26 protein-coding genes and 2 tRNA genes are annotated in these 25,375 nt (G+C 43.4%); 18 read left to right on the plus strand and 10 right to left on the minus strand.

Annotation, left to right across the window (positions count from 1 at the left end; all coding sequences use genetic code 11):
• The first annotated feature begins 5 nt into the window (after positions 1-5).
• The 6 genes from ACOXYR_RS06905 to ldtA all read left to right on the plus strand — a co-directional run bounded on the left by ACOXYR_RS06905 (position 6) and on the right by ldtA (position 5,777).
• A complete protein-coding gene (locus ACOXYR_RS06905; RefSeq protein WP_421356336.1) occupies positions 6-821 on the plus strand; it encodes an energy-coupling factor ABC transporter ATP-binding protein in 816 nt (271 codons plus the stop codon).
• Positions 818-2,344, plus strand: coding sequence for a cobyric acid synthase (locus ACOXYR_RS06910; RefSeq protein ID WP_421356337.1), 1,527 nt, complete (start codon positions 818-820; stop codon positions 2,342-2,344). The genes ACOXYR_RS06905 and ACOXYR_RS06910 overlap by 4 nt, the downstream gene beginning before the upstream one ends.
• The gene (gene cobU / locus ACOXYR_RS06915; RefSeq protein ID WP_113857177.1) at positions 2,338-2,883 is read left to right on the plus strand and encodes a bifunctional adenosylcobinamide kinase/adenosylcobinamide-phosphate guanylyltransferase; all 546 of its coding nucleotides are present in this window, start codon (positions 2,338-2,340) and stop codon (positions 2,881-2,883) included. Before ACOXYR_RS06910 ends, cobU begins: the two co-directional genes overlap by 7 nt.
• Complete coding sequence (gene cobS / locus ACOXYR_RS06920) at positions 2,880-3,620, plus strand: adenosylcobinamide-GDP ribazoletransferase (protein ID WP_108475186.1); 741 nt, start codon at positions 2,880-2,882, stop codon at positions 3,618-3,620. Before cobU ends, cobS begins: the two co-directional genes overlap by 4 nt.
• 30 nt (positions 3,621-3,650) lie before the next feature.
• Positions 3,651-4,706: a nicotinate-nucleotide--dimethylbenzimidazole phosphoribosyltransferase gene (gene cobT, locus ACOXYR_RS06925; RefSeq protein ID WP_421356338.1), complete on the plus strand. Its 1,056-nt coding sequence runs from the start codon at positions 3,651-3,653 to the stop codon at positions 4,704-4,706.
• Positions 4,707-4,847: 141 nt separating this feature from the next.
• On the plus strand, positions 4,848-5,777 hold the full coding sequence (gene ldtA / locus ACOXYR_RS06930) for a L,D-transpeptidase (RefSeq protein ID WP_350436357.1): 930 nt from the start codon (positions 4,848-4,850) through the stop codon (positions 5,775-5,777).
• Between the two features lie 45 nt (positions 5,778-5,822).
• Here the strand turns inward: ldtA and ACOXYR_RS06935 are convergent.
• The 3 genes from ACOXYR_RS06935 to ACOXYR_RS06945 all read right to left on the minus strand — a co-directional run bounded on the left by ACOXYR_RS06935 (position 5,823) and on the right by ACOXYR_RS06945 (position 7,649).
• Positions 5,823-5,898: transfer RNA gene (locus ACOXYR_RS06935), tRNA-Asn, on the minus strand.
• 139 nt (positions 5,899-6,037) lie between these two features.
• A complete protein-coding gene (locus ACOXYR_RS06940; protein ID WP_108475190.1) occupies positions 6,038-7,462 on the minus strand; it encodes an EmmdR/YeeO family multidrug/toxin efflux MATE transporter in 1,425 nt (474 codons plus the stop codon).
• Between the two features lie 94 nt (positions 7,463-7,556).
• Positions 7,557-7,649: a DUF5951 family protein gene (locus tag ACOXYR_RS06945; protein ID WP_223145796.1), complete on the minus strand. Its 93-nt coding sequence runs from the start codon at positions 7,647-7,649 to the stop codon at positions 7,557-7,559.
• A 6-nt stretch (positions 7,650-7,655) separates the two neighbouring features.
• Between ACOXYR_RS06945 and ACOXYR_RS06950 the strand changes: the two genes are divergently transcribed.
• The 5 genes from ACOXYR_RS06950 to ACOXYR_RS06970 all read left to right on the plus strand — a co-directional run bounded on the left by ACOXYR_RS06950 (position 7,656) and on the right by ACOXYR_RS06970 (position 13,073).
• A tRNA-Asn gene (locus ACOXYR_RS06950) sits at positions 7,656-7,731 on the plus strand.
• A gap of 179 nt (positions 7,732-7,910) precedes the next feature.
• Complete coding sequence (locus ACOXYR_RS06955) at positions 7,911-9,185, plus strand: tyrosine-type recombinase/integrase (RefSeq protein ID WP_070612287.1); 1,275 nt, start codon at positions 7,911-7,913, stop codon at positions 9,183-9,185.
• A gap of 119 nt (positions 9,186-9,304) precedes the next feature.
• Positions 9,305-10,708, plus strand: a complete 1,404-nt coding sequence (locus ACOXYR_RS06960; RefSeq protein WP_070612288.1) for a UvrD-helicase domain-containing protein — start codon at positions 9,305-9,307, stop codon at positions 10,706-10,708.
• Entirely contained in the window at positions 10,708-11,358 is a 651-nt protein-coding gene (locus ACOXYR_RS06965) for a DarT ssDNA thymidine ADP-ribosyltransferase family protein (RefSeq protein ID WP_077270048.1), read from the plus strand. The genes ACOXYR_RS06960 and ACOXYR_RS06965 overlap by 1 nt, the downstream gene beginning before the upstream one ends.
• A 5-nt stretch (positions 11,359-11,363) precedes the next feature.
• On the plus strand, positions 11,364-13,073 hold the full coding sequence (locus ACOXYR_RS06970; RefSeq protein ID WP_077270049.1) for an ADP-ribosylglycohydrolase family protein: 1,710 nt from the start codon (positions 11,364-11,366) through the stop codon (positions 13,071-13,073).
• 659 nt (positions 13,074-13,732) lie between these two features.
• On the opposite strand, the gene ACOXYR_RS06975 is transcribed toward ACOXYR_RS06970, so the two are convergent.
• Both ACOXYR_RS06975 and ACOXYR_RS06980 read right to left on the minus strand, forming a co-directional pair.
• Positions 13,733-14,044 carry a conjugal transfer protein TraD gene (locus tag ACOXYR_RS06975; protein WP_048264286.1) on the minus strand — a complete coding sequence of 104 codons (312 nt, stop codon included), beginning with the start codon at positions 14,042-14,044 and terminating at the stop codon, positions 13,733-13,735.
• A 209-nt stretch (positions 14,045-14,253) separates the two neighbouring features.
• Entirely contained in the window at positions 14,254-15,123 is an 870-nt protein-coding gene (locus ACOXYR_RS06980) for a hypothetical protein (protein WP_070612289.1), read from the minus strand.
• 846 nt (positions 15,124-15,969) lie between these two features.
• Between ACOXYR_RS06980 and mobQ the strand changes: the two genes are divergently transcribed.
• Positions 15,970-17,478 carry a MobQ family relaxase gene (gene mobQ, locus ACOXYR_RS06985; protein ID WP_421356436.1) on the plus strand — a complete coding sequence of 503 codons (1,509 nt, stop codon included), beginning with the start codon at positions 15,970-15,972 and terminating at the stop codon, positions 17,476-17,478.
• A gap of 237 nt (positions 17,479-17,715) precedes the next feature.
• Positions 17,716-18,246, plus strand: coding sequence for a hypothetical protein (locus ACOXYR_RS06990; protein WP_000106676.1), 531 nt, complete (start codon positions 17,716-17,718; stop codon positions 18,244-18,246).
• A gap of 319 nt (positions 18,247-18,565) precedes the next feature.
• On the opposite strand, the gene ACOXYR_RS06995 is transcribed toward ACOXYR_RS06990, so the two are convergent.
• The 4 genes from ACOXYR_RS06995 to ACOXYR_RS07010 form a co-directional block, all read right to left on the minus strand.
• On the minus strand, positions 18,566-18,826 hold the full coding sequence (locus ACOXYR_RS06995) for a hypothetical protein (RefSeq protein WP_001244671.1): 261 nt from the start codon (positions 18,824-18,826) through the stop codon (positions 18,566-18,568).
• A gap of 171 nt (positions 18,827-18,997) precedes the next feature.
• Positions 18,998-19,648, minus strand: coding sequence for a hypothetical protein (locus ACOXYR_RS07000; RefSeq protein WP_001084938.1), 651 nt, complete (start codon positions 19,646-19,648; stop codon positions 18,998-19,000).
• A gap of 16 nt (positions 19,649-19,664) precedes the next feature.
• Entirely contained in the window at positions 19,665-20,219 is a 555-nt protein-coding gene (locus ACOXYR_RS07005) for a hypothetical protein (RefSeq protein WP_000033071.1), read from the minus strand.
• Positions 20,220-20,233: 14 nt separating this feature from the next.
• Positions 20,234-20,812 (minus strand): hypothetical protein, encoded by a 579-nt coding sequence (locus ACOXYR_RS07010; protein WP_070612291.1) that lies wholly within the window; start codon positions 20,810-20,812, stop codon positions 20,234-20,236.
• Between the two features lie 341 nt (positions 20,813-21,153).
• On the opposite strand from ACOXYR_RS07010, the gene ACOXYR_RS07015 reads away from it, so the two are divergent.
• From ACOXYR_RS07015 to ACOXYR_RS07035, 5 genes are all read left to right on the plus strand, one after another.
• A complete protein-coding gene (locus ACOXYR_RS07015) occupies positions 21,154-21,603 on the plus strand; it encodes a hypothetical protein (protein WP_000429935.1) in 450 nt (149 codons plus the stop codon).
• Positions 21,604-21,728: 125 nt separating this feature from the next.
• Positions 21,729-22,199: a hypothetical protein gene (locus tag ACOXYR_RS07020; protein ID WP_000014600.1), complete on the plus strand. Its 471-nt coding sequence runs from the start codon at positions 21,729-21,731 to the stop codon at positions 22,197-22,199.
• Positions 22,200-22,313: 114 nt separating this feature from the next.
• The gene (locus tag ACOXYR_RS07025) at positions 22,314-22,592 is read left to right on the plus strand and encodes a hypothetical protein (protein WP_000214010.1); all 279 of its coding nucleotides are present in this window, start codon (positions 22,314-22,316) and stop codon (positions 22,590-22,592) included.
• Between the two features lie 123 nt (positions 22,593-22,715).
• Positions 22,716-23,123 (plus strand): H-NS family histone-like protein, encoded by a 408-nt coding sequence (locus tag ACOXYR_RS07030; protein ID WP_001278198.1) that lies wholly within the window; start codon positions 22,716-22,718, stop codon positions 23,121-23,123.
• A gap of 12 nt (positions 23,124-23,135) precedes the next feature.
• A complete protein-coding gene (locus tag ACOXYR_RS07035) occupies positions 23,136-23,684 on the plus strand; it encodes a hypothetical protein (RefSeq protein ID WP_421356435.1) in 549 nt (182 codons plus the stop codon).
• Positions 23,685-23,942: 258 nt separating this feature from the next.
• Here the strand turns inward: ACOXYR_RS07035 and ACOXYR_RS07040 are convergent, their stop codons facing one another.
• Positions 23,943-25,193: a hypothetical protein gene (locus ACOXYR_RS07040; RefSeq protein ID WP_000069445.1), complete on the minus strand. Its 1,251-nt coding sequence runs from the start codon at positions 25,191-25,193 to the stop codon at positions 23,943-23,945.
• Positions 25,194-25,375: the final 182 nt, after the last annotated feature.

A 25,375-nucleotide genomic window follows, 5' to 3' on the forward strand; every position in this document is an offset into this window, starting at 1 on the left:
CCCGGATGCTCGCGACCAACAATCTCAGCTTTCGCTATCAGGATTCTCTCGTGTTGACGGGCCTGAATCTTGATTTCTCTGCTCAGGCCGTTACCGGGCTGGTGGGGGCCAACGGCTGTGGAAAATCGACGCTGTTTATGAATTTAAGCGGCATATTACGCCCGCAGCAGGGCGCGGTACTGTGGCAGGGTAAACCGCTGGAATACAGCAAACGCGGGCTGTTGGCGCTTCGCCAGCAGGTGACCACCGTCTTTCAGGACCCGGACCAGCAAATCTTCTATACCGATATCGACAGCGATATTGCCTTCGCGCTGCGCAACCTCGGCGTGGATGAGACTGAAATCACCCGCCGGGTGGAGGACGCACTCACGCTGGTGGATGCACAGCATTTTCGCCATCAGCCGATTCAGTGTCTCAGCCATGGGCAGAAAAAGCGCGTGGCAATTGCCGGCGCGCTGGTGCTGAAGGCGCGCTATCTGTTGCTCGATGAACCGACGGCGGGGCTTGATCCGTCCGGGCGCACGCAGATGATTGACATCATCAGGCGCATTGTTGGTCAGGGAAATCATGTGGTGATCTCCAGCCACGATATTGATCTGATTTATGAAGTGAGCGATGCGGTGTATGTCATGCACCGGGGTGAAGTGCTGGCCGAAGGCGCGCCGGGCGACATTTTTTCACGCGCGGATGTGATGGCAAAAGCCGGGTTGACCCAGCCCTGGCTGGTAAAGCTGCATGCCCAACTCGGCCTGCCGCTGTGTAAAACCGAAGATGAATTTTTCAGCCGTATGCGCAACAACTGTCAGAGACAAACATTATGACGCAGGCAATTATGATTCAGGGTACCGCGTCCGACGTCGGCAAAAGTGTGCTGGTGGCGGGACTGTGCCGTATTTTTCATCAGGACGGGCTGAAGACCGCACCGTTTAAATCGCAGAATATGGCCCTTAATTCTGGCATCACACCAGATGGCAAAGAGATGGGGCGCGCGCAGATTCTTCAGGCGGAAGCCGCCGGTATAACGCCGGATGTGCGCATGAACCCGGTGCTGCTCAAACCCACCAGCGACCGCAAGGCGCAGGTGGTGCTGATGGGCAAAGTCATGACCGACATGGACGCCGTCAGCTATCACGACTATAAGCCGCGTCTGCGTCTGCAAATTCTTGAGGTGTATACCAGCCTTGGGCAGGAGTACGACGCGCTGGTGCTGGAAGGCGCGGGGAGCCCGGCAGAAATTAATCTGCGCGATCGCGATATCGTCAATATGGGCATGGCTGAACTGGCGCAGTGCCCGGTGATTCTGGTGGCTGACATCGACCGGGGCGGCGTTTTTGCCTCTATTTACGGCACGCTGGCGCTGCTGCTTGAGCATGAGCGCGCGCGGGTAAAAGGGGTGATCATTAATAAGTTTCGTGGCGATGTCTCACTGCTGATGCCTGGCGTTAAACAGATTGAAGACCTTACCGGCGTACCGGTGCTCGGCGTAATGCCGTGGCTGGACGTTGATCTTGAAGAGGAAGACAGCGTCGCCATGCAGCGAGGGCTTTATCGCCATATTGGCGATCGCCCGGTGACCATCGCGGTGGCGCAACTTCCGCATTTATCCAACTTCACCGATCTCAATGCGCTGGCGGCGCAGCCGGATGTACGGGTGCGTTATGTGCGCACGCCGGAGGAACTGGCCGATGCCGACCTCATCATTTTACCCGGCAGCAAAAATACGCTTGGGGATCTCAACTGGTTGCGGCAAAGCGGCCTCGCGCAGGCGCTGCTGGCGCGGCATCGCGAAGGCACGCCGGTGATAGGCATTTGCGGCGGCTATCAGATGCTCGGCGAAACCATTACCGATGAGATTGAATCCGGGCTCGGGGTACTACCGGGTCTGGGGCTGCTGGCGACCGACACGCTGTTTGCGCCGGAGAAAACTACTGAGCAAACGCGCGCGCGCCTGCAAACCACGCTTCCTGGCTGGCTATCAGGTGTATCCGGGATGGATATCTCCGGGTATGAAATTCATATGGGGACCACCACCCGCCACACGCACTGCCGCGCGGCGCTGGAGCTGCATCGCCCGAACGGATCTACGCTTGCCGAAGGCGCGGTCAGCGACGATGGGCTGGTATTCGGCACCTATCTGCACGGTTTATTCGACAGCGATGCCTTCACGCGCGGTATCGTTAACGCTCTGCGTCAGCGCAAAGGGCTTTCCGCCCTGGATGTCACGGTGAGCTATGCCGATTACAAAGCACAGCAGTTTGATATCCTCGCTAATGCGATGCGTGAACATATTGATATTGAAAAGATTTATCAGATTATGCACGACTATCAGGAGCCGCAATCATGATACTGGTCACCGGTGGCGCGCGTAGCGGTAAAAGCCATCACGCGGAATCGCTGCTGCGCGATTACCCGCGCGTGCTCTACATCGCCACCTCGCACATTACCGATGCGGAAATGGATGCGCGTATTCAGCATCACCGCGATAGTCGTCCGGCGCACTGGCGCACTGCCGAACGCTGGCAGAATTTAGCCGAGGTGATCGCCCCGACAAACGATCCGGAGGAAGCGATTTTACTGGAGTGCGTCACGACGCTTGTGACCAACGTGTTGTTTGCCAACGGAGGGGAAGGCGATGTCGATAACTGGGATTTCGCGGCGCTGGAAAGGGCGGTGGACCTGGAAATTGAGAAGCTTATTATAGCGTGCCAGCGCTGCCCATCATTGGTGGTGCTGGTCACCAATGAAGTGGGAATGGGGATCGTGCCGGAGAATCGTCTGGCGCGCCATTTTCGCGACATTGCCGGGCGAGTGAATCAGAAACTGGCGCAGGCGGCGGATGACGTCTGGCTGGTGGTGTCAGGAATTGGAGTCAAAATAAAATGAGCAGGATCTTCTTTGCCACGCTGTCGTTTATGAGTCGTTTGCCGGTGCCTCAGCGCTGGTCGCAGGGCCTGGATATCGATCAATATGTGCGTGGCATCGTCACATTTCCCCTTGTCGGTTTGTTGCTTGGGGTATTAAGCGGGCTGGTCTTTATGCTGTTACAGCCCTGGTGCGGCGTGCCGCTGGCGGCATTTTTCGCGGTGCTGGCGCTGGCGCTGCTGACCGGCGGTTTCCATCTTGATGGTCTGGCCGATACCTGTGATGGCGTCTTCTCTGCGCGTCGTCGCGAGAAAATGCTGGAGATTATGCGCGACAGTCGCCTGGGCACGCACGGCGGATTAGCGCTCATTTTTGTGCTGCTGGGCAAAGTGCTGGCGGTGAATGAGGTGGCGCTGCGGGATACGCCGATGCTGGCGGCGCTGGCTTGTGCCTGTATCGCCGGTCGCGGCTGTGTGGTGCTGCTGATGTATCGCCACCGCTACGCGCGTGAAGAGGGGCTGGGCAATCTGTTTATTGGCAAAGTCACTTTCCGCCAGGCGGTGATAACCCTCGCATTGACCGCTGTTCTGGTGATGACGCTGCTGGGGGCGCATGGGTTACGCGCACTGCTGGTGACGTTCATCGCGGTATTTATTCTTGGCCAGTTGCTGAAACGTACGCTGGGCGGCCAGACGGGCGACACCATGGGCGCAAGCATCGAACTGGGCGAACTTATCTTTCTGCTGGCGTTAATCTAAACCAGCCTTAACAGAACATCGGGGAAAAAGATGCAAACACTCTCTACGCTGCTCGCCGCCATTCCGGCGTTAGATAGCGCCGCGATGGCGCAGGCGCAGCACCATATCGACGGGTTGCTTAAACCGCCCGGAAGCCTGGGACGTCTGGAAGCGCTGGCGATACAGCTGGCGGGCATGCCGGGGCTAAAAGGCAAGCCGCAGGTGGCGCAAAAAGCGATTCTGGTGATGTGCGCCGATCATGGTGTCTGGCATGAAGGCGTGGCGATTTCGCCGCAGGTGGTCACCGCGATTCAGGCCGCCAACATGACTCGTCATAACACCGGCGTTTGCGTGCTGGCGGCACAGGCGGGCGCGAAAGTGCATGTGATTGATGTCGGGATTGACGCCGATCCTATCCTTGATGTGGTGAACATGAAAGTGGCGCGCGGCAGCGGCAACATTGCGCGTGGCCCGGCAATGAGCCACCAACAGGCGCAGGAATTGCTGCTGGAAACCATCCGCTATACGCAAAATCTGGCACAGCAGGGCGTGACGCTGTTTGGTGTTGGCGAGCTGGGCATGGCGAATACCACGCCCGCCGCGGCGATTGTCAGTGTGTTAACGGGTGCCGATCCGCAGGAAGCCGTAGGTATCGGCGCGAACCTGCCACAGGCGCAGCTGGCGAATAAAGTCGATGTGGTACGACGTGCGATCGCCGTCAATCAGCCCAATCCTGCCGATGGCGTTGATGTGCTGGCAAAAGTGGGCGGTTTCGATTTAGTCGGCATGACGGGCGTGATGCTGGGTGCGGCATCCTGTGGTCTGCCGGTGGTACTGGACGGCTTCCTCTCTTACGCTTCGGCGCTGGCGGCGTGTCGGATTGCCCCGGCGGTCAAACCCTATCTGATCCCCTCGCATCTGTCGGCGGAGAAGGGCGCGCGTATTGCGCTGGAAGCATTGCAGCTTGAGCCGTATCTGAATATGCAGATGCGTCTGGGGGAAGGAAGTGGGGCGGCAATGGCGATGCATATCGTGGAATCCGCCTGCGCAATCTATAACAACATGGGGACGTTAGCTGAAAGCAATATCGTCCTGCCAGAGAAGTAATCTTTTCCCTTACCGCTCCGCTCTGGAGCGGTTTCGCTTAGCCTAAATAAAATTCTCCTCGTTAATTGCTGTCTTACTCAGCAGAAGGTGGAGAAAAAAGCTATAGTTAACAGATATTTTCACGGCTGAGGAAGGGAAATTATGCGTCGTGTCAAACTGTTATGCTCCGCGATATTGCTGCTCGCCAGCCAGAGCGTCCTGGCGGTGACCTACCCGCTGCCCCCGGAAGGAAGCCGACTGGTCGGCAGCCCGTTAAAAATCATCGTCCCGCTCGACAGTAACTTCCCGCTGGAAGCCTTTGCCGCCCGCTACGGGCAGGGGCTGAGCAATATGCTGGAGGCCAACCCTGGCGTGGATGTGTATCTTCCTGCGCGCGGCTCGACGCTGACCATCCCGCAGCAGCTCATCCTGCCTGATACGCCACGCGAAGGTATCGTGATTAACGTCGCGGAGATGCGCCTGTATTACTATCCACCGGACGGGAGCAGCGTTGAAGTCTTGCCGATTGGTATCGGCCAGGCAGGACGCGAAACGCCGCGCAACTGGGTAACGAAAGTGGAGCGTAAGAAGGAAGGCCCCACCTGGGTGCCGACGGCCAATACGCGCCGTGAATACGCCAAAGAGGGCAAAACCCTGCCCGCGATGGTGCCTGCCGGGCCAGAAAACCCGATGGGGCTGTACGCGATTTATATTGGCAGGCTCTATGCCATCCACGGCACCAACGCGAATTTTGGCATTGGTCTGCGCGTAAGCCAGGGCTGTATTCGCCTGCGTAACGACGATATCAAATATTTGTTTGATACGGTGCCGGTGGGGACGCGAGTACAAATTATCGACCGCCCGGTGAAATACACTACTGAACCAGACGGTAGTCGCTGGCTGGAAGTTCACGAGCCGTTATCCCGTAATCGCTCTGAATATGAATCGGATAAAAAAGTACCGCTTCCGGTGACGCCAGCCATGCAGGCTTTCGTGCGCGGGGAAGGGGTAGATGCGAACCGGGCGCAAAGCGAAATGCAGCGCCGTTCGGGTATGCCGGTGAATATCAGTGCGGTAAGTGAGCGTTTCTGATTTGTAGATAGCAAAAAGCCCGCTAAAAAGCGGGCTTCTCGAATTTGGCTCCTCTGACTGGACTCGAACCAGTGACATACGGATTAACAGTCCGCCGTTCTACCGACTGAACTACAGAGGAATCGTGTGAACGGGGCGAATATTAACGGGGTGCCCCGGGGTTGTCAAAGCCTGTTTTCACAAAAAAATATCGTTTGCTGTTTTATTCCACACTTCGGTTAAAAATCATCGGTTTCTGATGATTTTCACAGCAACGGCGCTTACTCCATCTTCACGCGCGGGTATTTCCACAGCCAGCGGCCACTGACCAGTCGCCAGTAGAACAATGCGCCACGGACAGCCCAGTCGAGGAACATCCCTAACCACACACCGACGACGCCCATACCGAGCACAATACCCAGCGTATAGCCCGCCACCACGCGGCAGCCCCACATCCCCAGCATTGATACCCACATCGCAAAGCGCACATCACGCGCGCCTTTAAAGCCCGAGGGAAGCACCCAGGAAGCGGCCCAGATCGGCATAAATGCGGCGTTCAGCCACAGCAGCACTTTCACCACTTCTTTTACATCCTGCTCCTGGGTATAGAACGACGCGAACAGCCCCGCAAAGGGTGCGGTACCCCAGGCAATGGCCGTCAGTACGATGGTCGACATCCAGAAGACATGGCGCAGTTGTCGCTCCGCCTGACCAATCTGCCCGGTACCCAGACGTTTGCCCGTGATGATGGTCGATGCCGACCCCAGAGCGTTACCGGGCAGGTTAATCAGCGCCGCCACCGAAAATGCAATAAAATTGCCCGCGATAACGTTAGTCCCCATACCGGCAACGAACATTTGGGTCAGTAATTTCCCGCCGTTAAACAGCACCGACTCAATACTCGCCGGGATCCCAATCCCCATCACTTCCCAGATAATGGCGAAATTAAGCGGTTTCAAATAGCTTTTCAGCGGAATGCGCAGCGCCGGGTTAAAGCCTATCATCAGCACCCAGATAATCGCCGCCGCGCCGATGTAGCGTGAAATGGTTAACCCCAGTCCCGCGCCCGCGAACCCCATCCCCTGCCAGGAGAACGCCCCGTAAATCAGGATGCTACTGATGATAATATTGAGGATGTTCATGCCACCGTTAATCATCAGCGGGATTTTCGTATTCCCTGCACCACGCAGCGCGCCACTACCAATTAACGCAATCGCCGCCGCCGGATAACTCAATACCGTCAGTTCAAGGTAGGTTAAGGCCAACCCTTTCACTTCCGGCGTTGCTTCACCGGCGACAATATCAATAATCTCACTACCGAAATAGTGGATAACCGCCGCCAGCACACTGGCGAACAATGTCATAATCACCAGTGATTGCCGTGCAGCCGCCCTCGCCCGACGCCTGTCACGTTTACCCAGGCTAAAGGCCACCACCACCGTGGTACCAAGATCGATAGCCGCAAAAAAGGCCATGATCACCATATTAAAACTGTCGGCGAGCCCGACGCCCGCCATCGCTTCTTTTCCCAGCCAGCTCACCAGGAAGGTACTCAACACCCCCATCAGCAGGACGCAGGTATTTTCCAGAAAAATAGGTACAGCAAGGGGGGTGATTTCACGCCAGAAGAGAACTCGATAGCTTTTGCGTTTTTTATACCAGGGCGTGCGTGCGACGGCCTGACGGAGCGCGGTGGTGACGTTCAAAGTGGACCTTAGTGAGAAAGTTGAAACTCCATTTCAAATGATGAGGGAGAAACCCGAATCCTGCAAAACATTTTTCCTTAATATTTGTCGGTAATTACAACAAATTGTTGACGGAATCGGCAATCAGCATGAACAGCCAGAATTGGTGTTTGACAAAATTTTTTTCGCCGCTAATATGTGCCTCCACAACGATTCCTCTGTAGTTCAGTCGGTAGAACGGCGGACTGTTAATCCGTATGTCACTGGTTCGAGTCCAGTCAGAGGAGCCAATTTAAGGGAAGCAGACGTTCACTGACGTCTGCTTTCTGCATTTTTGTCAGTTGGTTATCCCTTCTTTCACGTTCATCCTCGTTCACTAAAAACCACTCGAAGCCATACCCATTTGCTGGTAAAAATGTTGGTAATGGTAGTTCGATTGCGTTTTTACCAACAAGCGAGGGATGCCGTTATGCCACTTACTGATACCAAAGTAAAAAACGCCAAGCCCCTTGATAAGGAATACAAGCTAACCGATGGCTTTGGTATGTTCCTTCGCGTTACCCCCAAGGGTTCTAAATATTGGCAAATGGCCTATCGTTTCGAAGGGAAGCAAAAACTTTTCTCTATCGGTGTTTACCCTGCTGTTTCACTTGCTGATGCAAGACAGCGCCGTGATGAAGCTAAAAGGCTTCTTGCTCAGGGTATTGACCCTAATGCAAAGAAACAGGCAGAGGTTAAAGAGCTGAAAGCCAAACGCGACAACACACGCTCTTTCAAGGCTGTGGCCAAAGCTTGGTTTTCTACCAAAAAGAAATGGTCAGAAGATTATCGTCATACCGTATTGAATCGCCTTGAAACCTATATCTTCCCGGATATTGGCAACCGAGACGTTACCGAGCTTGCCACTGGCGATCTGTTAGCCCCCATAAAAAAAGTAGAAGCCCTTGGCTATCTCGAAGTTGCTACACGAGTTAAGCAATACGTGACGTCCATTTTACGCTATGCCGTCCAACAGCAGCTTATCCGCTATAACCCGGCTTACGATCTGGAAGGTTCTATTCAGAAATCAGAAACTGAACACCGCCCTGCGCTGGAGCTTGAAGAGATCCCATTGCTACTTGAACGTATTGATGGCTACAAAGGCCGCAGACTGACCACACTGACGATTCAACTTAACCTGCTGGTGTTTGTTCGTTCCAGCGAGCTGCGTTTCGCCAGATGGTCAGAGATCGATTTCAAAAGCAAACTGTGGGTTATCCCCGAACAGCGGGAAGTCATCGATGGCGTGAAATATTCAGGTCGTGGCACCAAGATGAAGCGTAAGCATTTCATCCCTCTCTGCCGTCAGGCAATCGTGTTGCTGAAAGAAATTAAACAGCTCACCTATGAAGATGGCAATGATGAAGGATTTATCTTTACTGGCAGCTACGACAGCTTCAAGCCAATGAGTGAAAACACCATAAACAAGGCGCTACGTAAGATGGGTTACGATACCAAACACGACATTTGTGGTCATGGCTTCCGCACGCTGGCCTGTAGTGCTCTAATTGAGTCAGGTTTGTGGTCAGAAGACGCTGTAGAGCTTCAGATGAGTCATAAGGAAAGCAATAGCGTCCGTGCGGCTTATACCCACAAGGCCAAGCATCTTGACCAGCGCCGCTTAATGCTTCAGTGGTGGGCTGATTATCTCGATGCCAATCGAAATGATATGGTCAGACCGTTTGAGTTTGCACAGCGAATTTAACTTCGTTTATGCTAAGGGTGGCATTTGATTAGATCGCACATCAGCTTTGTGAGGACATATACCCGATACACAAAATATTATTATTGCATTGATATCATTTTTAGTTATAAGGAAATATTATGAGATTTTTGTCAATAGTCACCCCAACCCCCGAACAGCGTGCATTAGCGGGACAGAATCGACCGGGAGTAGAAGTCATTTATGGTTCAGCAGGGAGCGGTAAAACTACTACCGCCCTATTGAGATTAAAATCTTTATGCTACATGATCCAGACAAAGCATCGTCGAGAAAATAATATAGAACCAATCAATATCTTAGTATTAACGTTTAACCGAACTTTATCTGGATATATTAAAAACTTAGTTTATAGTCAACTTGACCCCAGCATAAAAATAAATATTGAAATAAGTACATTTAGTCGGTGGGCGATCAACAAGTTACATAGCCGCCCCAATATATTCGATAAAATTGATGAAACCATTTATACATTAGCTAGAAACACAAATATATTATCCCCAGAATACGTAATAAAAGAGGTGGAATACTTACTAGGTAGATATCCACCTGAAAGCATTAATGATTATATACATACAGAAAGAACAGGCCGAGGAAATACGCCAAGAGTCGATAGAGAATTAAGGCAGCGAATTTTAAATGAGATAGTTAATCCCTATAAAAAAACACTATCGAATTATAGGAGTATTGATTGGAATGACCTTGCAGTGATGATGGGTAGAAATATCCCATCATTAGGTTATGAAATTATCATTGTTGATGAAACACAGGATTTTTCTGCAAATCAGCTTCGTGCAATCAAGCACCATCTCGCAGATTACCACACGATTACTTTTGTTACAGATACAATCCAACGTATATATGCAAGAGGATTTACATGGTCTGAGGCTGGTTTTGACGTCCGCCCAGAAAGAACACACAGACTAAAAATTAATTATAGAAATACCAAACAAATAGCAAAATTCGCAGCATCCTTTTTACGAGGAATAAATGTTGAAGACGATGGCTCAATTCCAAACTTACATGAAGCCATTACTGATGGTATTTTACCAGAAGTCATTTGTGGTATATATAGAAATCAAATTAGCTACGCGATAGATTTTATAAAAAGAAATATTGATTTAAATGTCGAAACTATTGCATTCTTACATCCGCTAGGAGGCGGCTTTTTTTCATTTTTAAGGACTAAACTTCATTCTAACAACTTAAGTTTTAGAGATATAACACGAGACTCAGATTGGTGCGATATGGATGCTAGTATAGCCTTATCAACATTTCACTCAGTTAAAGGATTAGAATTTGATTACGTATTCATTTTAGGGCTTAGTGATCAGACGACTACTTACTCTGAAGAAAACATTGATGACCAATTTTTGGTTTTAAGAAAATTATTAGCTATGGCAATAGCTAGGTCCCGGAAAGGTGTTTTTTTAGGCTATAAAAAAGGAGAAGAGTCTGACCTCTTGCAATTCCTTGAGGAAGGGACATACAAAGAGGTAAACCTATAATGATTAATTACAAGGGAAGAGGAATATCAGAAATATTACATTTCACAACTAATAGAGGATTATTAGGAACCTTAGTTAGCAAAAAGCTCCTATCAAGATATCGGCTTACAGATGATAAGTTATTACAGCATATACTATATCCAAATGCAGCCATTCGCCCTGAAATTTCAGAATATTTTGATAAAAAAGAAAACTGGATAGACTATGTAAACTTATCAATTTCTGAGATCAATAGAAGGTATTTTGATGTATCCAAGAGATGGCATAAAGATCAAAACATATGGTGGTCAATATTATCTTTTGACCCAATCATTATTACTCATGAAAATGTTTATTTCGCCACTACAAATAACTCCTATGCCCCATGCATACGGCAGTCAGGGAGTACTGGGTTCGATTCTCTTTTTGAACCAATCATAGAGAGAAAAACGGGATGGAAAGCTTTTCGTCGGAATCGGCCACTATGCTTGCCAACTTGCGAACAAGCTGAAGTCCTTTACCCTCAAGAACTTTCTACCAATTGGCTAAAACGCATCTATGTGATTGATGACGAAACACATGATATAGTTGGAGGATGGCTAGATGAATTTGAGTTTGATGGAATTGAGATCGTGATTTCTCCAGAAAAATTTGCGGGGATGCCAAATTGAAAACAATGAAAAATCAAATAGTTAAAGAGATTTCAACTCTCGAAAAAAGCATTATTAATTCATCATTATGGGCTGCTGCTGGCGACGCTCTAGGTTGGATAACAGAACTATCCCATGGGGAGAATGGCGTTAAACGTCGGATTGGTTCGGCCAGAGCAATCCAGACTCAACCTTGGGAACGAGTTATAGGCGGCAAAGGCGGCGTCAAAGCTAAATTACCTGCTGGTGCATATTCTGATGATACTCAGTTGAGACTTGCAGTTTCACGTTCAATACGTGAAGGTGGTTTTTTCGATGTGGAAAGTTTCGCGAAAATAGAACTTACTATATGGCCCAGTTATGCTTTAGGTGGTGGTCTAGGAACTAAAACTGCGGCCCAAAACTTATCGAAAAGAACAGTCTCTTGGTTTTCTAACTTTTTTGAAAACGGGAAACAAAATTATTTTACAAGCGGAGGAAATGGTGCAGCAATGCGCATTCAGCCTCATGTTTGGAGTTCGTTCAATAAAGATTATCAAGATAACTATTTATTAAATACACTAAGAGATTCTTTAGTTACTCATGGTCACCCCCATGGGTTTTGCGGTGCATTTTTTCATGCATTAGCTCTTTATGATACAATTGCGAATAAAAAAATACCGTCACCAAAAGATTGGCTTTCCTATGTAGAAAAATTATCTGACATTCCATATATTATTACCAATGACTCTCAGCTTAATACATTCTGGTTATCAGCATGGGAGGAAAATAATAAAACCTCATTATCTAACTCTATTGAAAAGATAAAAATTGAACTACTGAATGACATTGATAAGATATCAAAGTTGGTCGTAACTTCAAGTAATGAGTGCTACCATGAAATTCTAGATAGGTTAGGTTGCCTGACAAGTAAATTCCGTGGCTCTGGTATTAAAACTGCACTTGCTGCTTCAGCATTGGCCTATATGTATAAAGATATAGGTATCAAAGAAGCATTAATTTGTTCAGCAAATGAGCTAGATAGTGATACAGATACCATAGCAACAATGTGTGGTGCAATGCTGGGGGCAATATGCGATACCCACCCTGATTGGGCTATACAAGATAAAGACTATATAATCACCGAAGCATTGCGCTTAATGAATATGGGAAATGGTAATGCTCAATATCAGGCATTTAATTATCCTGACATTGGCAACTGGACTCCCCCTGTTAACCAAATTGATGTCGTAGGTTTGCATAAAAATAATATAGCAATGATGGGTCTTGGTGAGTTAATACCAGTTAACAATGAAGAATTTCATGCCAATAATGCTGTATGGCAATGGTTTTCATTACCTTTTGGTCAGACTATTCTGGTCAAACGAAGAAATATAATTAAATTAGAGTTAAATCCTGAGCAACTTCCTAAAGAAATAACAAATCAGTTTAGTGATTTTGAAAAAAGGTCACAAAAGCCAACTATTTCGTCTGAAGTAAAAAACTCTAAATCACAATATACATTACCTTTAAACAATTGTGACACACATATCAGAGATAATAGAATTGATACAAGTAACGAGAAGGACCCTCTCGACCAAGCAACTGATGATGTTATTAATTCTAATTTTGATGATTTGACTTTAGGTCGATTGTTAAATTCTTGCATAGATTCAACTCAATCTATACAAATGGCTGTAAGCTTCACAGCAATTATTGCCAAAGCTAAAATTGTTCGCCAACGTAGAAAGAATTGATTTTATGTAAGTTTTCAATCTTGCAACATCTGACGGATATATAACAAAGGGCCTTTCGGCCCTTTCTTATTTCCCGCTAAGGGAACTCTCCATTGGAGAGAATACATATCCCCATACTTGGGGCAACTAAATCAGCTCATTGGGCTGTAAACCACTCCCCATATATGGGGCAATCAGACACTTCATTGAAGTGAATGTTCTCAAGGAACACTTATTAAATATAATATTAAATATTGATTGTCAAATATATTTATCTATTTAAATTAAATATTATCACAAACGCTCACCCTGCATAAATTTAATTCTCCACAACAAACAGTCTGGAGGATCAAACCAAGTTCCTGACGCCTTATCTTTGTTATACCGTATGTTATATTTCTGAATATCAGGACAAGGTATATGACAACCAGAGAGTATTTTAAAAGGCTGCTATTAGCTGACCTCCTTTCCCCGTCGCTGTTTCCTATAAAAGAGCCAGAGATAGATAATAGCATTTTTATTTCTATCCTATTCACTCTGGATCGCTCGGCTCACAGCTTATTGGGGCGCTCGGAACATCAGCATAGGATAAAACACCTACCATTTAAATAAATCACAAGGTTATATATGTCAAGATAAAGCATCAAATTATATAGAAGTTTCTCACGGCTATAGACACTTCACTTCTGCCTCCCAACCATATCCTCAAGAAACCTTTTCCCTCGTAATTTTAATTTTGCTTTATCTTCAATGCTAATATTCGATAATTGCAATATCAGTCCTAATATTAACTCTTTATCCACCTCTTCTACTTTACAGCCAACAGCTTTAGCTACTTCTGCCCCTAAAATAATCTTCAGACGTGTCTCAGCACTCTTTGATAAGGATTTTTCTTTACTTTTAAGTCTATTCAAACGCATCTGTGCTGAAGCTATTTTTTGGTTAATTGTTTTTTCTGTTCGTGGTTTTCTGCTGTTATCATCCGTATTCATAATACTTTTCCTTTTAGTTGTTAAAAACATCAAATACAATTAAAAAAGGAAAAGGTCAAACCATAGGCAGAAGGTTAAATGCTCTCCATTTCGAATTCAACTACGCAGCTATTTAGTCTATTCAATAAATCAGGTTCATCAGATCCACCTGTTATTGATTTGTCATTATGATAAAACCCCAATAAAAATACTTTCGCCCATAATGGCACCTATTTTAATTTCCAAATATGGTCATTTACCTCCGTAATGCTTGCTTTTAGTACCTGTAAACAAATTTTGGCTGTATGTTCTCTCGGATTAAATTTATGCGATAGCTGTTGGTATGGATGTATATAGTTTCTAAAATCTCTGAGAGTATGACTGAATCGATATGTATCATACTCAATCAATCCTAACTCTCTGACTGTTTCAATAAAGGAAGACAATGACCATTCATGAAATTGTTTTATTTTTCCACTATTATCTTTAGGCGATGATTTTGTTGTATTGAACGATTTTGGATATTTCGAAGCAACACCCAGCAAAAAACCTTCCAATGTGCTTCCAGCAAGAAATATCACTGACAGATACGCGCCTGCCGGATAACAATTCTCAATTTCTTTGATTCTTCCCTTCAATACATCCGCCACAAATGGATCAATCAAATCAGAAGTAAATTCAACATTATTGAACTCTCGTCTCAAAAAATCATCTTCAGAATCCTTCCGTTGATTCTCAGTATCTACAACGATCTTATCCTTTTTCTCAAAAACAATCTCAGCATTTACCCGTTTAACCGTCCATTTATCAAATGCCATATATTTATTAAATTCAGTGATCAAGGAGTCTAATCGAGGTATATCGCCAACAAAATTAATTGGAGCAAACAATTTCTTGATACAACGATCTAACTGCGGACTACCATTTATCACGTTCAACTTTTCATCGGTATACATCCACCTTGACGGAAATCCCTGTCCATATATATCTTGAAAACCAAGATCATTAAAGAACTGAACAAGCTTTGGACCGGAACGATACTCCGTATCCTCATTGATCAAAACCCTCAGTTTTTCAAGCGTTTTCTCAGATAGAATCATGTTGGCATCCTTTCTACTCTAATAACATTAATAAATACCAGTTTACATAGAAAATCAACATCATTTGTAAAGCTGAACTGCTTGAAATGGTCCGTGGCGTTGAAAGAGGCGCAGTACTTCGTGATTGTTCAAAACAATCACATTGCTAGAACAGGGTTCATCCCTGTTAATGATAGGATTCATCCCGAAAAAATGGTGTTTTGGTTTGAAAAATGAGATATCAGTAAGCTCAAAATGAAATTTTGCAACACAAACGTGTGCAATTACTAACTTAAAATACCTGATACTCTCCGCGTTACTTATTTTATCAAAACAATGAAAACAATTTTACCTGTTGTTTTTAGACACTGATTTCTGGTCTTAACCTGTGAATTGTGCGACACATAAGAGTATCTGTTATTTTCACTGTTTTATCTAAATCCTACTTTCCCGCCTTACGGCGGGAGACTAATTTAACTACTTTTGCCCTTACGGGCGCTATCTAAAACCCCAATATTCAATATTATTATTCTACCTCAACCGTTTATCCGATTCTAGCCCTGTTAATTTCACAGGCATTGAAACTAGCGTTATTATTAATAATATAGAAAAACTTAAAACATTGTCGTTATTTTTTAGCTCCTTTAGGAGATATAAAAATAAAGCAATGCCCACCTATACACTCACTTCGTGAGCGTGTGGGGTCTACCGACGGTTGCCTGCCGCAGGCTAACACCGTTTCCTTCGGAAACAAGGTCAACGTCAACACCAGAGTTTTTCTTGCGAAAAACTAAAACCAGCATAGTCGCATTGGAGATTTATATTTTGGTTTGATATTTAAATTTATATTGAGGTTCTTTTTATTGTATGGCTATTTTTCATCTTGATTTTAAAATTGTGAAACGAAGTGAGGGCAAATCTTCCGTTGCGAAAGCTGCCTATCATGCTCGTTGCAGAATCACAGATGAAAGAACAGGTGATACCTATGATTATAGTCGCCGTACTGATTTGTATGGGCATTTCATATTAGCACCTGTTAATGCTCCAGAACATATTGTTAAAGATTCTACAGCATTGTGGAATGAAGTTGAACGGGTCGAGCGTCAGCAAAATGGTCAAACAGCTCGTTATTTCGATGTTGCTATTCCTGCCGAGTTAAACAATGACGACAAGAAAAAACTTGTCCTTGAGTATTGTCAGAAAAATTTCGTTGATAAAGGCATGATTGCTGATATCGCTTTCCATGATCTCGATAGCGACAACCCACATGCTCACGTTATGTTGACGTTAAAAACCATTGGCCCGGAAGGGTTTGGTAAAAAAGAAAGAAGCTGGAATGACAGAAAAATGTCTGTGTTGTGGCGCGAATCATGGGCATCTATGGCGAACAGCTACCTTGCTGCTGCTGGTTCGTCAGAACGTATTGATCATCGTTCCCTTCAGGCCCAGCACGAAGAGGCATTAGAAAAAGCGGCGGCTACTCTGGACAATGAAGAACAAGCGCTATGGCTTGCTAAGGCCGCTGAAACAAACCGTCCTCCAATGAAACGTATCCACAGTGCTAAATGGCGTAATAAAGCAGCTCAGGAGCAAAGAGCCGCAGAACAGGCTGTTCGTGATGCTGCCAAGCAAGAGGCAGTTGAAGTCTACAAAACATTCAGGGAACTTGATCTTGAAATCGTCGTTGATGTCAGAAGCTTTACGATTACACATCTTGCTGAACCAGAAGAGATTGTATTACCAGAAACGCGCTCCGGCTCTTCTTCTCATGAAGCACAAAGACCTGTATTGGTAGCGCCTATTCCTCATACTCATGTGCGTGGAGTTAAATCTTACCGCGATAAAGAAAAAGTGAGTAAAGTTGTCATTAATAATATATCAGAACCAAATGTTGCTGATGCTGACATAAACACTCTTTGGAAAACATCTCCATCTAAAACCAAAAATATGGCATCCAAAAGTACCGCTGAAAGTGTTAAAAGGAAACAGGCTAATCCGCGTCAGGATAATATCTTTAAACGCTTTACAACGCTTTTGATCGGTTTCTTCAAAGAGAAATTTATATGGGCTAAGAAGAAACCTGATCCTACCGAGATTGAACATGACAGGCATGTAGCAGAAAATTACGTCTTTGATGAAGTGCTGGGTGTCTATGTATCACGCGCTGACCATGAACAACGAGCCAGATTCAACGGTGATGATAAAGAGTTCTCTGGTTACAAGCCAACACCTGATGAGATTAAGCGTTTTCCAAGCCGTCTAGCTAATACAGCACAAACTGATAGAGAGCTCGACTACATGCCTTCGCTCGTGGCTGATAAGAAATCGTTAGCACCTAAATTGAAACCAAATGCTCCCTATAAAAATAGATTATAAATGATAATATAATTCCCAAAAATATATCTTTCCCCTAAAGATTGACCATATCATATACTAAATAACATCATGACTATATTCCTAAGTACTCAAAACCTTGAATTCTATCAACTAAAATGGTATATTATTTTGTTTTTTTGATTTTCAATTGCATTGTGATAAGATATTTCATACATTGATTGAGAATATTAAAGAAACGATAATGTATCTTACTTTCATCAATTAGTCGAGGTTATCATGTCAACTCCTGAGGATGCTTTCAAAAAAAAATTACTAGCTGCTCAACAAGAAAAAGATGAACTTGTTAGGAAAAATCAAATTGATGCAGAGCGTAAAAAACAAATCATTGCTGAAAAAATTAGTTTTTATCAAAAACACCAAAATGATTTCATACAACAAGTTATTGAATGGGCCAGTAGTGCAGATTTAAATATCTCATCACTTAACATTAGTTATTACGATTATGGTCATTTATTTCAAACAACAGGCATAAGCATTGAATATGATGGTAAAAAAGTTCAGTTTATTCCGCAAGGAGTAGAACGTGGAACTTTTCTAGGTATCATAAAATTAGATTTTACTAACGCAAATTCATTCATTCAATACTATTTCGGTTTGTCTGCCAATAAAAATGAAGCCGAACCATATTGGACTTTTGTTCAATATGATACTCAAAACCCTAGTGCTTGGCAGGAAAACTCAAAGCGCATGTCAAAAGAGCTATTCTTTGAAATAATTGAAAGTATATTACTTCCACCAAAATCATGAATATTGAATATTAGAAAAGCACTCAAGCAGTGCTTTTCTAAATACCATACTCATTTCATTATAAATGAACCTCGATTTTAATAATTTATACCCTGCCCCCATAATCTTTAATTGCCATATTTATTAATACTGAGATTTAAGCTGTGAGATATATATTTAATATAAAACCACGATCGTGTGATAAGACGTTTTCTATATTTACTGGAAATATTAAAATCAAACTCTCCGCTTAAACATAACATTATCATTTATGCCTTGCTATTGGTAAGTATTAATTTTTTATCTATACAAGAATCTATTATTCAGATAAAGATTCATCTTATTCCGCCCTGTCATAAAAATAAAATGACCAAGCATCACAGAACCATTTAATATTTTTATCATCAGATGGATATTCATATCCTTTAAGATTCTCTTTGAGAAAAGATATTTGTGATGGCATCAGCATCCCAACAAGTATCTTTATTAGATCTTCTGAAGGATATTTATCAAACTCATCTCTGTTAATACCTGTTTTTTCTTCAATGATCACTGAAGCTTTAACTATCTCACATAAAACATCATCTTTTTTATTTCTCATTATTATCTCCTTTATTGTTTTATATTTAATACCATATAAACAATAAATGTCAAAAATATTTAAAGACAATTTAAGAACAATCAAACCTGAATGTATTTGATATGTTGTTCAATACAATAAGCCCTGTATCAAACAGGGCTATATGAATTAAAGGTTACAGATTAAAAAAACTTACCAGCTATCATTATTTCGCTTTTCAATTGCATCACGATAACGCTGTTGTTCCACAACATCCAGATTTGGATCAAATAACACACTTGATCCTTTCACAGCAATATCGGCATCAATCTCTGATTGGGGAGCATAGGCCTTATAACCATTAGGCTGTGAAGTGGCTGTGCGGATATATGTCCCATAGTGTTTCCCATTCATAGAACAACCGATGTAAGCCAACAGGCAGGCAAACAGGAAAAAGAATGTCCATACTGTATTATAGCCGTTAATCGTATATCCACTTCCATTCACATCTGAAAACACGCCATTAAACCTGACCGCATAGACAATCAGGAACGATGAAAGGATAACGGTTCTGCTTTTACCAACAGTTAAATGTTTACGCACAAATTTCACTGTTGGTAGTAGAGTGACCATAAAAAGAGCGATAGCAACACATACCAGCCATATAGGAAACAGTCCATATTTTTGTGTAATGTTCTGCGATACCGTCACCAAGGACAGCACCAAGAAGGCGTTGAGCAGAAAAAGTCTGACCGCCATCCATACCTTCACGTTCTTTTGCGTCTTACGGAGAAACAGCATCGGAGTCAGTGATGGTATGTTCATCAGCAGACCGATGATAAGCACCCAATAGATAGAGTTCATAGCGTTCTTCCTGTAATTACCGGGCTTGCCAACCGTTATTGGTTTTCACCAGAACAATTTTGGCTTCTTCTGGTTCAGACATCCCTTTCACGCCAGAGAAGGCATTTTTATCAACCCAGCCCGGCACGCCATCCAGTTTCCACGTATAGGTCACTTGCGTCATTTTAACGCCATTACCCTCACTCGGTTCAGTCCAGCTTTTAACCTCAGCTACGGCACGGTGACCAACACAGGCACCATCTTTACGATCCCAAAACTCAACCTCTTGGCCTTTGTCTGTTACTTCCAGAACATCTACGCTGCTAAAGCCGTTAGGTTGCTGCGAAACATCAAGCAGTCCCTGATTAGCCAGACCTTTCAAGATTTCATCACTGGCACTGTATCCAGCAGAACGATAGCCATGGTTGACCTTAACCGGAAAACCTTTATTGAACGTAAAGTCATTGTCCTGAAGGGAGTAGCAGACCTTAGATTTTGATATATGCTCGTTTATCGCTTTCTCAAAGTCGCCTTTTTCACCGCAGCCTGATAACAACACGGCAAGTCCTGCAATGACTAAAAATTTACTCATGGTTCTTATTCCTTTTAATGATTGATAGTGCCGTTTCTCAGAACAACCAGACGAACTGGCATATCGGCATTGTTTACTGTGGCGAAGCCACGAACTTCGAAGTTGTTGACTGTTCCAGTGACACTGACTTTCTGGCCTTTCTTGTAAGTAAGAACCGCATCATCAATACCAGAGTAGTAATCCAGCCAGACCATCCCGCCGCAGTAGCTTGTATCGGCTGTTTTAAAGAGCAGATAATAATTAGGGGCTGATTTGGGCATTCCCGTCATCATATCGCTGGCACTTCTGCCCTTCGTAACCTCAAGAACAGTGGCATTGGTGATAGAGATCCTTTTGCCAGTCCATTTCTTTTCTGCCGCCATCGCATTTTCTTCATAGTCTTTGCAGACAGCACCAAGGCCAGTAATGGACGTTGCTGGACCACTAACCTGACCGGAAGCTGCCCCCCCCAGCGCTTTATCAACGGTGCTGTTCAATGATGCCAGTGAAGAGTTAATTGCCCCATTAACGCTATTCACGCCTTCGTTGAGTTGCTGGCAGCCAGAAAGAAACACCAGAGAGATCGCCAGTGGTAAGAAGTTATGTCCTTTCATTTATTCCTCAAGGATTTAGTCAGATTCGTATACCCCAATCCCGGCGCACTGACCTATAGATCAGGAGTTATCGTCTAATCAATTGATAGAATTGAATTATTTTTAGTGTTCGTCACATCGTTTAAATCGATCGATATAAAACAAATGATAGTCTCAGACTATCATAAATAATATATCGATCGATAATATCAATTAAAAAACCGATCGATAAATCACTTTCAATCGTTAATGTCTATCAATATGAATTTATCGATCGATTTTACAGATCATTTTGCTTGAGTATGTTGGCACTGGCGGCTATGCTGGGCTGAGATAAAGCAGTAAAACAGAGAGGGATGAGCATGGAAAACAACAACGAGCGAAGCTCTATGGAAATCTTCGAAAAAGATCAAAAAATCGCTTTTGTTGACTCGTTCAGCGATGCTGCTTTGTCTTACGAATACGAACAGGCGGGCTTCACCATTAATTTAATGCAACGCTCGGTTCTTCTCTTTAACCATAATATAAAGAAAAACGTAACTGCCAAGCAGTTGCGTAAAAATAATATAAAGAATAACGTAATGTCTTCGACATTGCGTAAAAATATGAACAGCACATTTATATATTCATATAACAACATCAGGGAAATCAACTACTCGCTGCCTGATTGCAGATCCGATGATGCCGAGAACTGTATTATGATTGATGATGTATTAAATCCAGTCTGGACGTTCAGGGTTCCATCTCACGCACATTATATTTGCGAGCAATGGGTGGAAGTATTTAATAACCATATTTTCTTTGACCCATAAACAAAGTATTAAGCAAAAGGAAAATAAATATCTGACTAATGATATTAATTAATAGAATTATTTGCTTTTTAGCAAATTAATGTTTAATTATATACACATAGAATAATTGATATCGAGGTATATTTATGTCTGGGAAAAATCCTTTTTGGAATTATGATTATAATGCGGCGCAACGTAATAGAGAAATTGTAGACTCTTACCAACAGGCAAATGAGGCAAGGCTGGATTCTCAACAGGCGCAGTTTGAAGCGTCTATGGCTAATGACAGGGTTAGCAGAATACAGATGCAGTTGAATAACACAATCAATAGCCATAAGAAGGTTGTGGCTGATTATGAGCAACGTCTTGAAGAATATAAACAAAATTTCTTTCGTGTAGCTTTACATAAAAACATTCTCTTCAGAACGGTTCGCAGACTTCAGGAGGAATGGCCGGATAAAAATGAATTCATCCTTGATGAAATGCAAAGACAAAGAATTTTGTGTAATCAGCAGGACTATAGAGAAAGATGGTGGAATGCCATAAAAGATAATAATCTTGCTGACGATTATCTTGAGTTTCCATTTCCTAATAGAGAGATAAAAAACAAACCATAATAAGTAATTAACTATTCGTTCATAACATTATATTTATTTTAATAAGACACTAACCTGCTGTGTCTCCTAAAAACACGCCTATACATCAACCATCCATTTTATGGAATACTCATCATGACAACTACTTTGCATCCAAATTACGTTGTTGTATCAAAGCTAATATCTAAGTTTGACATTACACATGATAGTAGAGATGAGAATATTAATATCTTGATTTCTGTCATTTATGACTTGGATAACGGCAATACAATCGAATACTACATTAATAATCAGGAAGAGGCCGAGAAAAAATGCATTGAGAAAAACAGATTTTCAAGGAAATTTAAAAACCGCATTGATAATATATCACCTGAAGAAATCCGCTCGGCTAAAGATAATCACAAACCCAAATAATAAATTTGAACTCAGGATGGAACTAATGTCTATACCGTATAATGTATTGATTTTGTGCACAGGAACGATTAAAACTATGATGTTATTGCTTGTATTCTTTACCACAAACATTAGGGAAATCGCATGTCTGATGCTTTAAAGATCATCAACAATATTCGTACTCTCCGTGCTCAGGCTCGTGAACTGACACTCGAAACCTTGGAAGAGATGTTAGAAAAACTCACTATCGTTGTAGAAGAACGTCGTGAAGAAGAGGCCTCATTTCTAAAACAGCAGGAAGAGAAACAGGCCAAGCTGGAAGCATTCCGTCAGAAGTTGTTGGAAGATGGCATAGACCCGGCAGAGTTGCTTTCAACTGTTAGCCCATCTTCTTCCAAGACAGGAGCGAAACGCGCCCCACGTCCAGCTAAGTATAAATATGTTGATACCGATGGTTCGGAAAAGACGTGGACAGGTCAGGGCCGAACTCCTCGTGCTATCGCTGCTGCGCTCGAAGCCGGTAAGACACTGGAAGATTTCGAGATCAAGTAATCTTCATACCATATGTCTACCAAATCCGCTCATTTTTCTTGGGCGGGTTTGTTGAACCAACCTACAGGGATTAACATGCCAATAAAAGAGTTCTTAATTATGAAATCAAAAGCCTTTATTAACTTCATGCGCACTGAACTAAAAAACACATTTACAACTTCTCCTTGCGAAAATAAATTAAGAAAGGCTATTTTTATTTTTTCTTTATTAAATGCCTTAAATATCATAGGTTATTACATCCTCACATATAGTATGCAAATCCTGTTCCTGTTGCCTATTATTTGGGGAGGGTTATTAGCACACGGGACTTACAAACGCTATGGAGATTTGCTTAGATCTGGTTCTGATTGTGCTCTTTTTCTGGTGGCTACTATTACATCAGCATATCTCGTCATTAACACAGCAAGTGATGATGTCGATTTTTTTGAAAAGCATATGATAAATGGATTAGGTTTTTTGATTACATATGTTTTTGCTGTAGCTGCATCCGTTCGTTTTTATATCACTGCAATAGATTTATATAATAGCTTTATTTCTTTTAAAAAATCAAAAGAAAAATGAAATCACTCATCCTTAGAGTCCATATCTGCCCTGAGGATGATATACCAAAATACATGTATAAAGATAAACAATAAATTAAATGCATAAACCTTTTGATTCATTGCTATTAAGTTCACAAAAACACTCACAATAAGAAATAAATAGTTCTTTTTTCTATGTTCTTTTAGATACCTGATGAATAACATAATAACCTCCATATTGAAAATATGGAAATTATTTAACATCTATCATTAATAAGTCAAGGCAGTCTACAGGAATTTATTCACTTGCCTGAGTCGCTCTTGTCGCATTTGTTTTTAAATTATTCAGCATTTGCTTATCAACCGGTTGCAGTTGTTGTCCTAACAGAGCCGCAAGCAAAATATTTGTGTCTTCTGTTCTTTCGATTTGAAGCATTTGTAATCTTAAATCAAGTGCCTGCATTCTTGCCTGCTCATGCGCAGTTTCTTTTTCATCAGCACTACTGATTTTTACCTGCCAAGCGTCAGCACCTGTTGTATCTGCATAGCGTGAATAGATCTCATATCTTAACATTTCCCACTCTGAAGGATTATCCGGGAATGTTGTGCCGGGAAATAAGGTCGCATACTTGTTTTTTACGGAAGCATCTGACCAAGCAAGGTTTGCTCCCTGCGTAGAGCCTAATGTGGATCCTATTTTGGCCCCTCTGGAGTTCACTGATATATTACTTGCTTTTTTCATTGCCAGTACGGAATCAATGGCGTTTGTTCCAGCAGTGCTTCTGGAGACAAAGCTCGAAAAGGCCGATAAATATTCTCGACCTTCATTTGTGTCTTCTAATCCTTTGTTCTTCAATGGTTCAACGGGCAAGTTCCCTATAAGATTTCTTTTTGCCGCTTCAGCAACTTCAATCTGCTCAACAGAATAGGACTGATTCGAAACCTTATTAGACAATGCATCGGATTTAGATAATGGTGGTGTAATCAGGCTTGATGCCGACTTATCTTTATCAGGATACTGACCTATAGTATTGCACCCACCTCTGTTATATTTCACATCATCTTCGGAGCAAACATTTATTGATACTCTGCCCATGATGTTTTTCTTGGCCTCATTTATTCTGGTATTTGCTTGTGTAAACATCTTAACGCTGTTTTCAGATAAAGCCTCTTTAGCTGAGCTTGTATTCGATCCTGCTGCACCACGACCACCTGCGCTCGTGACTTCTTCACAGGCGTTGGCATCAGGTATTCTGTTTAAGATATTTTTCATGCGCTGTTCTTGGATTGCCTGACTGGCATTACTGACAACCGCATTCTTCTGATTCTCACTGGCTGTTATGGTTGCTTGTGCCAGCTTGTCGTTCATTGAGACTAATGTTTCAATTATTCCATTGCCCATAGATTGGGGTGAAGCCCCCATAAGATACGGTGTCAAAACCTCTTCTGTGACGGGCCAGACAGCGAAAGCTGTATTTGTATATAATACAGAAAAACACAAAGCTGAAACCACTGTTATTCTCTTTACTTTAAATTTATTATTACTCATCACAACACTCCTGTTAACTTATTACCTTCTTTATTATTTAACCAATTAAATATGAACTGTCAATTTTAACAAAAATATTCATCTGGCATCCAACTTTAAAATTATTATAAAAGAAGCGTATAAATCCAACGAAGTAGATTCCATGAACTAGCGTGGTGCTTTTATAGCTTTATCGATGAAGA

The sequence above is a fragment of the Pseudocitrobacter faecalis genome, from assembly GCF_965231525.1.
In the GTDB taxonomy this organism is placed as follows: Bacteria; Pseudomonadota; Gammaproteobacteria; order Enterobacterales; family Enterobacteriaceae; genus Pseudocitrobacter; species Pseudocitrobacter faecalis.

Bases quoted from the DNA above. Each gene is read 5' to 3' on its own strand.
- ACOXYR_RS07000 (WP_001084938.1), bottom strand. From the start codon at position 19,648: ATGAACTCTATCTATTGGGTGCTTATCATCGGTCTGCTGATGAACATA.
- ACOXYR_RS06990 (WP_000106676.1), top strand. From the start codon at position 17,716: ATGTCAACTCCTGAGGATGCTTTCAAAAAAAAATTACTAGCTGCTCAA.
- ACOXYR_RS06970 (WP_077270049.1), top strand. From the start codon at position 11,364: ATGAAAAATCAAATAGTTAAAGAGATTTCAACTCTCGAAAAAAGCATT.
- ACOXYR_RS06980 (WP_070612289.1), bottom strand. From the start codon at position 15,123: ATGATTCTATCTGAGAAAACGCTTGAAAAACTGAGGGTTTTGATCAAT.
- ACOXYR_RS06910 (WP_421356337.1), top strand. From the start codon at position 818: ATGACGCAGGCAATTATGATTCAGGGTACCGCGTCCGACGTCGGCAAA.
- ACOXYR_RS07020 (WP_000014600.1), top strand. From the start codon at position 21,729: ATGTCTGGGAAAAATCCTTTTTGGAATTATGATTATAATGCGGCGCAA.
- ACOXYR_RS06955 (WP_070612287.1), top strand. From the start codon at position 7,911: ATGCCACTTACTGATACCAAAGTAAAAAACGCCAAGCCCCTTGATAAG.
- ACOXYR_RS07015 (WP_000429935.1), top strand. From the start codon at position 21,154: ATGGAAAACAACAACGAGCGAAGCTCTATGGAAATCTTCGAAAAAGAT.
- cobT (WP_421356338.1), top strand. From the start codon at position 3,651: ATGCAAACACTCTCTACGCTGCTCGCCGCCATTCCGGCGTTAGATAGC.
- ACOXYR_RS07040 (WP_000069445.1), bottom strand. From the start codon at position 25,193: ATGAGTAATAATAAATTTAAAGTAAAGAGAATAACAGTGGTTTCAGCT.
- ACOXYR_RS07025 (WP_000214010.1), top strand. From the start codon at position 22,314: ATGACAACTACTTTGCATCCAAATTACGTTGTTGTATCAAAGCTAATA.
- ACOXYR_RS07035 (WP_421356435.1), top strand. From the start codon at position 23,136: ATGTCTACCAAATCCGCTCATTTTTCTTGGGCGGGTTTGTTGAACCAA.
- ACOXYR_RS06960 (WP_070612288.1), top strand. From the start codon at position 9,305: ATGAGATTTTTGTCAATAGTCACCCCAACCCCCGAACAGCGTGCATTA.
- ACOXYR_RS06965 (WP_077270048.1), top strand. From the start codon at position 10,708: ATGATTAATTACAAGGGAAGAGGAATATCAGAAATATTACATTTCACA.
- ACOXYR_RS06905 (WP_421356336.1), top strand. From the start codon at position 6: ATGCTCGCGACCAACAATCTCAGCTTTCGCTATCAGGATTCTCTCGTG.
- mobQ (WP_421356436.1), top strand. From the start codon at position 15,970: ATGGCTATTTTTCATCTTGATTTTAAAATTGTGAAACGAAGTGAGGGC.
- ACOXYR_RS07005 (WP_000033071.1), bottom strand. From the start codon at position 20,219: ATGAGTAAATTTTTAGTCATTGCAGGACTTGCCGTGTTGTTATCAGGC.
- cobS (WP_108475186.1), top strand. From the start codon at position 2,880: ATGAGCAGGATCTTCTTTGCCACGCTGTCGTTTATGAGTCGTTTGCCG.
- ACOXYR_RS07010 (WP_070612291.1), bottom strand. From the start codon at position 20,812: ATGAAAGGACATAACTTCTTACCACTGGCGATCTCTCTGGTGTTTCTT.
- ACOXYR_RS06995 (WP_001244671.1), bottom strand. From the start codon at position 18,826: ATGAGAAATAAAAAAGATGATGTTTTATGTGAGATAGTTAAAGCTTCA.
- ACOXYR_RS06975 (WP_048264286.1), bottom strand. From the start codon at position 14,044: ATGAATACGGATGATAACAGCAGAAAACCACGAACAGAAAAAACAATT.
- ldtA (WP_350436357.1), top strand. From the start codon at position 4,848: ATGCGTCGTGTCAAACTGTTATGCTCCGCGATATTGCTGCTCGCCAGC.
- ACOXYR_RS07030 (WP_001278198.1), top strand. From the start codon at position 22,716: ATGTCTGATGCTTTAAAGATCATCAACAATATTCGTACTCTCCGTGCT.